Source organism: Gammaproteobacteria bacterium (assembly GCA_028817255.1).
Classification (GTDB): domain Bacteria; phylum Pseudomonadota; class Gammaproteobacteria; order Porifericomitales; family Porifericomitaceae; genus Porifericomes; species Porifericomes azotivorans.
Genome location: JAPPQA010000036.1, coordinates 1 through 8054, shown reverse-complemented (window position 1 = coordinate 8054; position 8054 = coordinate 1). Strand labels below are relative to the sequence as shown.

Below are 8054 nucleotides of genomic sequence, written 5' to 3'. Positions count from 1 at the left end.
CCACTGCTGCCTCCCGTAGGAGTCTGGGCCGTGTCTCAGTCCCAGTGTGGCTGACCATCCTCTCAGACCAGCTACCGATCATAACCTTGGTAGGCCGTTACCCTGCCAACAAGCTAATCGGACGTAGGCTCATCCATTAGCGCGAGGCCCGAAGGTCCCCCGCTTTCCCCCGTAGGGCTTATGCGGTATTAGCCCGAGTTTCCCCGGGTTATTCCCCACTATTGGGTAGATTCCTACGTATTACTCACCCGTTCGCCACTCGTCGCCCGAAAAATCGCCCCGAAGGGTTCATTTTCGTCGTTACCGTTCGACTTGCATGTGTTAGGCATGCCGCCAGCGTTCAATCTGAGCCAGGATCAAACTCTTCAGTTCAAGGCTTTCGCTGCCTGGAGGCAGCATTCTGCCGGCGACTTGCGGCATCGCCGGGCGCGAAGCCCGTTTGTCAACCGTTTGTCGCCGTAGCGATGCACCAGCCCCCTAGACGCGAGCGCCCACACAGATTGTTCTGACTTGGCTTTTTGTGTTTTAAAGAACCTGCGGGGAATCCGGTTAAGGACCCCCCGATCGATGGCGAAATTATACCACCGGTGCGGCGAAGGTCAACTATTGCTATTGCGGCGGTCCCCGGCCGTTTTCGCCAACGGGCGCGGTTATGGTTATCCTATGCGCGTCAATATGCGCGCCCGCGCCGCGCCCGGCGCAGGATGGGGGCGCGGATGGGGGTGCGGGATGGCAAAGAAAGGCAGGCGGCGAGGAACGGAGGGGGACAAAGGAAACATGACGGCGCGTAGGGAAACGGTGCGGCGCGAGACCCGCGAGACGCAGATAGAGCTGACACTGGATCTGGATGGCTCGGGAAGCGCGGAGCTGGCTCTGGGCATCCCTTTCCTGGAGCATATGCTGGAGCAGGTAGGGTGCCACGGGATGCTGGATCTGCAGATCCGTGCCAAGGGCGATCTGGCGGTGGACGCGCACCACACGGTGGAGGACGTCGGGATCGTTTTGGGCCAGGCCTTTTCCGCCGCCCTTGGCGACAAGCAGGGGATTCGGCGCTATGGCCATGCCTGCGTGCCTCTGGACGAGGCCCTGTCGCGGGTCGTGCTGGATTGCTCCGGGCGGCCGGGGTTGCACTACTACGCCGATTTCCCCCGCCCCCGCATCGGCACCTTCGATGCGGATCTGATCCGCGAGTTTTTCCAGGGTTTCGTGAACCATGCCCGGGTCACCTTGCACATAGACAACCTGCGCGGGCGCAACGCCCACCATGTCGCCGAGACGATCTTCAAGGCATTCGGCCGCTCCTTGCGGATGGCGGTGGAACCGGATCCGCGCCTGGCCGAGCGATTGCCCTCGACCAAGGGGAAACTTTAGGCGCCGCCGGCTTGCAACGCGTCGCCATCGTCGATCCCGGGACCGGGAACCTGCATTCCCTTGCCCGTGTGTTGCGGCACGTGGCCGGCGACGGGGACCGGGTCGAGGTTACGGACAGCGCCAAACAGCTGCGGGCCGCCGACCGGGTGGTATTCCCCGGCCAGGGCGCCATCGGCAAGTGCCTGTCGCGGTTGCGGGAAAGAGGGCTGTTCGAGGCGCTGGACGAATGTCTGGGGGACCGGCCTTTTCTGGGCATCTGCCTGGGGATGCACGTGCTTATGCAACACAGCGAGGAAGACGGCGGCACCCCGGCGCTGGGGCTGTTGGCCGGGCGCGTGCGGCGTTTCCCTGCCGCCGCCAGGGACGAGGCCGGCCTGGTCTGCAAGGTGCCGCATATGGGTTGGAACCGCGTGCAATTCCGTGCCGAGCACCCGCTGTTGCGCGGCCTGCGCTCGGGGGCATACTTTTACTTCGTGCACAGTTACTACGTGGAGATGGAGGACCAGACGGCGACCCGCGGCGTATCCCGCCACGGGGTCGAATTCACCTCCATGGCGGCGCGCGGGTCTCTGTTCGCCACCCAGTTTCACCCCGAAAAAAGCCAGCGGGACGGGATGACGCTGCTACGGAACTTCCTGGCCTGGGACGGGAGCGATTAGCGGCTCGCAATTAGGCGGCGCATAGCGGATATTCGCGATTCGGCCAGGGGGCCTCCCCCTCGCGGGGACTCGCGCGATATCGAGATTTATTCCTCGGGATTGATTCTCCGGCTCCGGTCCCGGTCGGCTTTATCTTGGTCCGGCCGCGAATCCGGGCCCCCGTTACCGGCGATGTCGCGGCGGTAGTGCATCCCCGGCCAGTGGATGCCCGCCGCCGTCCGGTAGGCCAATTCCCGGGCCCCCGCGATGTCTTCCCCCAGCGCGGCGGCGCACAGTACGCGCCCGCCCGCCGTGACGACCTGACCGTCCTCCCGCCGGCGGGTCCCTGCATGGAATACCTTGGCGCCCTCGGGCGGCGCCGTCTCCAGGCCGCGGATGGGTTCCTCCGCCGCGCTTCGTTCGGGATAGCCGGCGGATGCCAGCACGACGCCGACGGCGGCCCGCGGTTCCCAGTCCGGCGCGTGGCCGTGCAGGCGGCCGGCGAGCGCATCAAGGCACAGCGCGACCAGGTCGCTGCGCAGGCGCAGCAGGATCGCCTGCGCCTCCGGGTCTCCCAGCCGGCAATTGAACTCCAGCAAGCGTGGGCTGCCGTCGCGGGGGATCATCAGGCCGGCATAGAGGAACCCCAGGTAACGGCGGCCCTCGCCGGCCATGCCGCGCACTGTCGGCAGAACGATCTCCTCCAGAACCCGGCGTTCCAGCGCCGCGTCCGAGTCGGGCGCCGGAGAACAGGCGCCCATGCCGCCGGTGTTCGGTCCCCGGTCGCCGTCGTCGCGGGTCTTGTGGTCGCGGGAAGTGGCCAGGGGCAGCACGTGTTCCCCGTCGGTCACGGCCATGAAACTGAGCTCCGTGCCCGGCAGGTATTCTTCCACCACGATGCGCCTGCCGGCTTCCCCGTGCCGGCGGCCGCGGAGCATGTCCGCGGCGGCGGTGACGGCCTGTTCCCGCTCCCGGGCCACCACGACCCCCTTGCCGGCAGCCAGGCCGTCCGCCTTGATCACCACGGGCAGGGGCGCCTGCCGCAGGTGGCGGGCCGCCGCTTCCGGCTCCTGGAAACAGCGGTACTCCGCGGTGGGGATGCCATGGCGCCGGCAGAAATCTTTGGCGAAGATCTTGGAACTCTCCAGCGCGGCGGCGGCGCGGCGGGGCCCGAAGCAGGCCAGCCCCTGCGCCTCGAAGGCATCGGCAATGCCTGCCGCCAAAGGCGCCTCGGGACCGACCAGCGTCAGGTCTATGCGCGCGTCGCGGGCGAATTTCAGCAGCGCGTCCGGGCGGTCGGCGGCCAGGGCCACGTTTTCCACTCTCGGTTCCGCCTCCGTGCCGGCATTGCCCGGCGCTACGAATACCCGCTGCACCCGCTCCGAGCGGGCGGCTTGCCACGCCAGGGCGTGCTCCCTGCCGCCGCCGCCGACGACCAGGATGCGCAAGGGGCGCAACTCAGTGGCTCAGATGTCGCATGCCGGTAAAGATCATCGCCATGTCGCGTGCGTCGGCGGCGGCGGCGACCTCGTCGTCGCGCCGAGAGCCGCCGGGCTGGATCACGGCCCGGATCCCTGCCGCGGCGGCTTCTTCCACCCCGTCGGGGAAGGGGAAAAAGGCGTCGGAGGCCATGACGGCGCCCTGCAGCTTCAGTCCCGCGGCACTGGCCTTGCTCACGGCCAAGCGGACGCTGTCTATGCGGCTCATTTGGCCCGCGCCGATGCCCAGCGTCCGGCCGTCGCGGGCCATGACGATGGCATTGGACTTGACGTGGCGCACCACGCGCCAGGCGAACAGCAGGTCTTGCAACTCGTGTTCGTCCGGCCGCCGCTTGCTCGCGGTCTGCCAGCCTTTCCGCGTGGCCAGGATGCAGTCGGCGTCTTGCACCAGCAGGCCGCCGCCGACCCGCCGCAACTCAAGCTGCGGCGCGTCGGCATCCGATCGCTGCATGGCCAGGACGCGAACGTTTTCCTTGTCCCGGAGGACGCCGAGGGCGTCCTGGCCGACGCTGGGGGCTGCGATCACCTCCACGAACTGGCGCTCCAGGATGGCCCGCGCCGTGGCCTGGTCCAGGTGGCGGCTGCAAGCGATAACCCCGCCAAAGGCGGCCACGGGGTCGGTCTCGTAAGCCAGGCGGTACGCCTCGGCAAGTTGCGGGGCCACGGCCATGCCGCATGGGTTGGCATGCTTGACGATGGCGCAGGCCGGCTCGGTAAAGCGGTTGACGCACTGCCACGCCGCATCGCTGTCCATGATGTTGTTGTAGGAAAGTTGCTTGCCTTGCAGTTGTTCGGCGCCCGCCACCGTGCCCGCAACGGGGCGTTCGCTGCCGTAGAGAGCCGCCGCCTGGTGCGGATTTTCGCCGTAGCGCAGGTCGGCCAGCTTGGCGAACTGCAAGGTGAGATAGCGGGGGAAGGCATGGTGGCGGCCCTCTTCGCCCAGGCTGCTCAGGTAATTCGCGATCGCCCCGTCGTAGCGAGCGGTGCGGGCGAATGCCTTTTGCGCCAGGGACAGGCGCAGATCGGCGCCGGTGCGGCCGCCATCGCGCTGCATCGCCTCGAGGATCGGACGGTAGTCGCCGGGGTCGGAGGCCACGGTCACGAAGTCGTGGTTCTTTGCCGCCGCCCGCAACATGCAGACCCCGCCCACGTCTATGGCCTCCAGGGCGTCTTCCCGGCGGCGCTCGGGGTTGCCGGCCACCTCCTCGAAGGGATACAGATTGACCGCTACCAGATCGATGGGCGCGATGCCATGCGCCGCCATTTGTTCGTCGTCCCTGCCGCGCCGCGCCAGAAGGCCGCCGTGGATGCGAGGGTGCAGCGTCTTTACGCGCCCGTCCATGATCTCCGGAAAGCCGGTGTAGTCCGATACCTCCGTCGCCTCGAGCCCGTTTTCGGCCAGCATCCGGGCCGTTCCGCCGGTGGAGAGCAGCGTGACCCCCAGCGCCCGCAGGCCGCGGCAAAATTCCACCACGCCGGTTTTGTCCCAAACGCTGATCAGGGCGCGCTTTACCGGAGAATTCGCGCAGCGATTTTCGGCAGTTGCGTCCAATGCTTGCTCGTCCAATGCTTGCTCGGGGGCGTTCGGTTCGCGCGGGGTTCCCGTGCCGGTGCCGGGCCCGCCTCTTGCGGCGGGCTAGTCGGCGCGCAACAGGCCGTATTTTTTCAGCTTCTTTCTCAGGGTGGCGCGGTTGATGCCCAGCGCCAGGGAGGCGCGGCTCAGATTGCCGGCGCTGCGTTTCATGACCACGTCCAGCAGCGGCCGCTCCATCTGCGACATCGCCAACCGATAGAGGTCGTGTGCGGGACAACCGTCGAGGTTGTCGAAGTAAGTCTCCAGGGAATGGCGTACCTGCTCGCTCAGGCGCCCGCCGTTATCCATCGGCGCGGGCGCCCGCCCACCCTTGCGCGCATCGCCCTTTGTGCGCGGGGCCCGTGATCGCTTCCGTTCCGGGGGGATACCGATTCCCTTAGTCATTCCTGCCACGCCGACCTTCCCAACCGCCGCGAAACGCGGCGCCACCGCCGGCAGGTGCCGGCGCTTTCTGGAGATCGCGCGCCCCGAAAACCGGGCGGCGCGAACCGGATCGAATATTTTGTGCCCCGTGAGCGTCCGATTCCCCGGTACATCTTGCGGGTTTTGGCGTGCGCGGATCGTGATACCGCTTCCCGCATCTCCCGGCAGTCCCCAAATTCTTCCCCATCCGTGGGAGGCGGGCACTGTATCATTACCGGGCGAAGAAAACCAGATTGCGCGGGTAAGCGAAGCCGATCTCGAAACTCCGCACCGGGGCGGCGGGCCCCGCCAGCTCCAGCACGACGTGTACCGGCGTCATGGGCGGCATCCCGGCAAGCCCCGCCTGCGCCCCGCCCAGGTATTCGCGGGGGGCGAATTCGCGGTAGGCGATCGCCTGTTCTTCTTCCCCGTGGAGCAGGAACTGAAAGTTCGGGTAGGGGATCCGCCTGGAGGAGCGGTTGACGATGGCCAGATTGGCCAGGAGGGCGCCTTCGTAGAAGGGGTGGAAGCGGATATCGCGGTGCAACACTTTCACGGGCTGCAACGCCCCCTGTCGCAGCGCCAGGCAGCCGCTCCAGTCGCAGAAGCGCTGCGCCCACGGCAGCAGGATCGGGTAGCGGGTCAGCAGTTCGTTGCGGTAATGCCAACCCGTCTGTAGCGCCAGCAGCGATGCCAGCAGCAATGCCCCGACAAGCCAGAACGGACGGCCCCGTTCCTCCGATTCCTGCTCCAGGATCTCGGCCAGCGCTTCCTGGTATTCGGGCGTTTCGTAGGCAGGAGACGGGTCGTCGTGCAGCTGCGCCAGGGCATTGAAGCGGTGGCGGCACAGGCCGCAGCGAACCTCGCCCCCGGCGGCGGTCAACTGTGCGGCCTGGACCCGGAATTTCTTTTTGCACTGCGGGCAGATCGTGTACATCGCTATGGTTGTTATCAAGGCGGCGGCGCTTTCCCTGGCCGCCGGGCTAGTCTAGTGCAGAACCCATCGCCAGGGTAGCGGGTGTGCGGGTGTTCTGTGTCTTTGTGCCGGAGCAGCGCTCGGAGGAGGCCAGGAGGCATCCAAGCGCCAAGCGACCGTCAAGCGACGGTTCGGAATCGCTCCCGGTGCGGACAGGCGTCTCTCAGCGAGATGCGGATGCGCCGGCTATTATGGAGCACCACTGCGCCGATCTCCAACGGCGTCAGGAGAAATATCTGCACTATAGGTGCTGTATTTGTGCATTATAAGGCTCTGTATCTGCACTAAAGGCGCTTGTTTTCTACTATAAACCCCTCTTAAAATCTGGCCCGATTTCTGCTTGACTATATACACGCCCTGTGGATTTCGCGGCCTGTGATATGGAGTAATACTATGAAACGACTCGTAATTTTCGCTATCTCTCTGCTGCTGCTCAGCGGTCTATTCGGCTGCGGTCAGGAAGAGGACGGAGCAAAGCCCGCTGCAAAAGATGGGCTCAGGGAGATTACCATCGCCCAGTTCGGGCATGTGTTTATATATATGCCTCTCTATGTCGCTATAGAAGGCGGCTTTTTCGAAGAGCAAGGGCTGAAAGTGAACCTGATTAACGGCGGCGGCGATGAAAAGACCTTTGCTGCAGTCGCGAGCGGACAGGCGCAGTTCGGTGTGGCCGACCCGACATTTGCGGCCATTGCCCGGGAAAGGGGGCAACCAGGCATCGTTGTGGGCACGGTAGTATCGGGTGCGCCGTTTTGGGGCGTGGCCAGAAATCGCTCGAAAATAACCGCGCTGTCTCAATTAAAAGATCTGCGCATTGCAACCTATTCAGCCCCTTCCACAAATTATGCCCTGATAAACAAGACCTTGCGAGACAATGCAGAAATCGTCGGGAATGCAAAGGTGGTTCAAGGCGCCTTCGGGGGCCTCCTGGCCATGCTTGAGGCGGACCTCGCAGATATCGCAATGGTGCTTGAACCGACCGTCTCGCTGGCGGTTGCGGCAGGCGCAGAAGTGGTTTTTTCGTATCCCGAGCATTACGGCAAGTTCTTTTTAACTGGCCTGTACACGCTTGAAGCCACACGCGACTCTGATCCGGAGTTAGTGCAGAAAGCCGTGAATGCACTTGATGCGGCACTTGGATTTTCGCACGAAAATCCGGGGGAGGTGAAGAGGATCGCCCAACGTATGTTCCCAGAGCTAAGCGAAAATATTGTGAGTAACGCCATAGACAGAATGTTGCTCGAGGGCACGATGCCAAGGAGGGCATTGATTGACCCGGAAGGCTGGGAGAAGGCCATCGCTGTTCGGCTCGCAAATGAAGACTTGCAAGACGAAAGCGCTGCCAAGGCGACCGTAGATAATTCTTTTGCGGAACGGGCCCATGGGGAAAACAGCGAGCCAGCCGGGGAAAAATAACGGGCGGGCCTCTCGGGCCTCTATTATAGAGGAGGTCGCAAAAGCACTGATGGCAGCGAAATATCTCCGTGAGAGAGCCGCACTGACAAAACGGCATTATGAGTGTATTGACCGGGCGGTGCGTAGAGATATGCCATTACAGTTCATGATACTATGGG

General features: G+C 64.6%; 8 protein-coding genes and 1 rRNA gene (1 of these 9 running past the window's edge). 3 read left to right on the top strand and 6 right to left on the bottom strand.

Annotation, left to right across the window (positions count from 1 at the left end; genetic code table 11):
* A 16S ribosomal RNA gene (locus tag OXU43_01865) occupies positions 1-372 on the bottom strand (its annotated part extends 581 nt beyond the left edge of the window); the annotation flags it as partial.
* Between the two features lie 405 nt (positions 373-777).
* Between OXU43_01865 and hisB the strand changes: the two genes are divergently transcribed.
* Together hisB and hisH are read left to right on the top strand one after the other, a co-directional pair.
* Positions 778-1371, top strand: a complete 594-nt coding sequence (hisB, locus tag OXU43_01860; GenBank protein ID MDD9823914.1) for an imidazoleglycerol-phosphate dehydratase HisB — start codon at positions 778-780, stop codon at positions 1369-1371.
* Positions 1372-1382: 11 nt separating this feature from the next.
* Positions 1383-2030 carry an imidazole glycerol phosphate synthase subunit HisH gene (gene hisH, locus OXU43_01855; protein MDD9823913.1) on the top strand — a complete coding sequence of 216 codons (648 nt, stop codon included), beginning with the start codon at positions 1383-1385 and terminating at the stop codon, positions 2028-2030.
* A gap of 86 nt (positions 2031-2116) precedes the next feature.
* Here hisH and purD read toward each other — a convergent pair whose 3' ends face one another.
* From purD to OXU43_01830, 5 genes are all read right to left on the bottom strand, one after another.
* A complete protein-coding gene (gene purD, locus OXU43_01850; protein ID MDD9823912.1) occupies positions 2117-3457 on the bottom strand; it encodes a phosphoribosylamine--glycine ligase in 1341 nt (446 codons plus the stop codon).
* Between the two features lie 10 nt (positions 3458-3467).
* The gene (gene purH / locus OXU43_01845; GenBank protein MDD9823911.1) at positions 3468-5075 is read right to left on the bottom strand and encodes a bifunctional phosphoribosylaminoimidazolecarboxamide formyltransferase/IMP cyclohydrolase; all 1608 of its coding nucleotides are present in this window, start codon (positions 5073-5075) and stop codon (positions 3468-3470) included.
* 69 nt (positions 5076-5144) lie between these two features.
* Positions 5145-5390: a Fis family transcriptional regulator gene (locus OXU43_01840; GenBank protein ID MDD9823910.1), complete on the bottom strand. Its 246-nt coding sequence runs from the start codon at positions 5388-5390 to the stop codon at positions 5145-5147.
* 346 nt (positions 5391-5736) lie between these two features.
* Positions 5737-6459, bottom strand: a complete 723-nt coding sequence (locus tag OXU43_01835; protein MDD9823909.1) for a zinc-ribbon domain-containing protein — start codon at positions 6457-6459, stop codon at positions 5737-5739.
* A 140-nt stretch (positions 6460-6599) separates the two neighbouring features.
* Positions 6600-6722: a hypothetical protein gene (locus OXU43_01830; protein MDD9823908.1), complete on the bottom strand. Its 123-nt coding sequence runs from the start codon at positions 6720-6722 to the stop codon at positions 6600-6602.
* A gap of 151 nt (positions 6723-6873) precedes the next feature.
* Here OXU43_01830 and OXU43_01825 point away from each other — a divergent pair, with 151 nt between their 5' ends.
* Positions 6874-7896: an ABC transporter substrate-binding protein gene (locus tag OXU43_01825; protein ID MDD9823907.1), complete on the top strand. Its 1023-nt coding sequence runs from the start codon at positions 6874-6876 to the stop codon at positions 7894-7896.
* Positions 7897-8054 lie beyond the last annotated feature (158 nt).

What these genes read in the sequence shown, in the direction of transcription:
- hisB (MDD9823914.1), top strand. Translation starts at nt 778, where the DNA reads ATGACGGCGCGTAGGGAAACGGTGCGGCGCGAGACCCGCGAGACGCAG.
- OXU43_01840 (MDD9823910.1), bottom strand. Translation starts at nt 5,390, where the DNA reads ATGGATAACGGCGGGCGCCTGAGCGAGCAGGTACGCCATTCCCTGGAG.
- OXU43_01825 (MDD9823907.1), top strand. Translation starts at nt 6,874, where the DNA reads ATGAAACGACTCGTAATTTTCGCTATCTCTCTGCTGCTGCTCAGCGGT.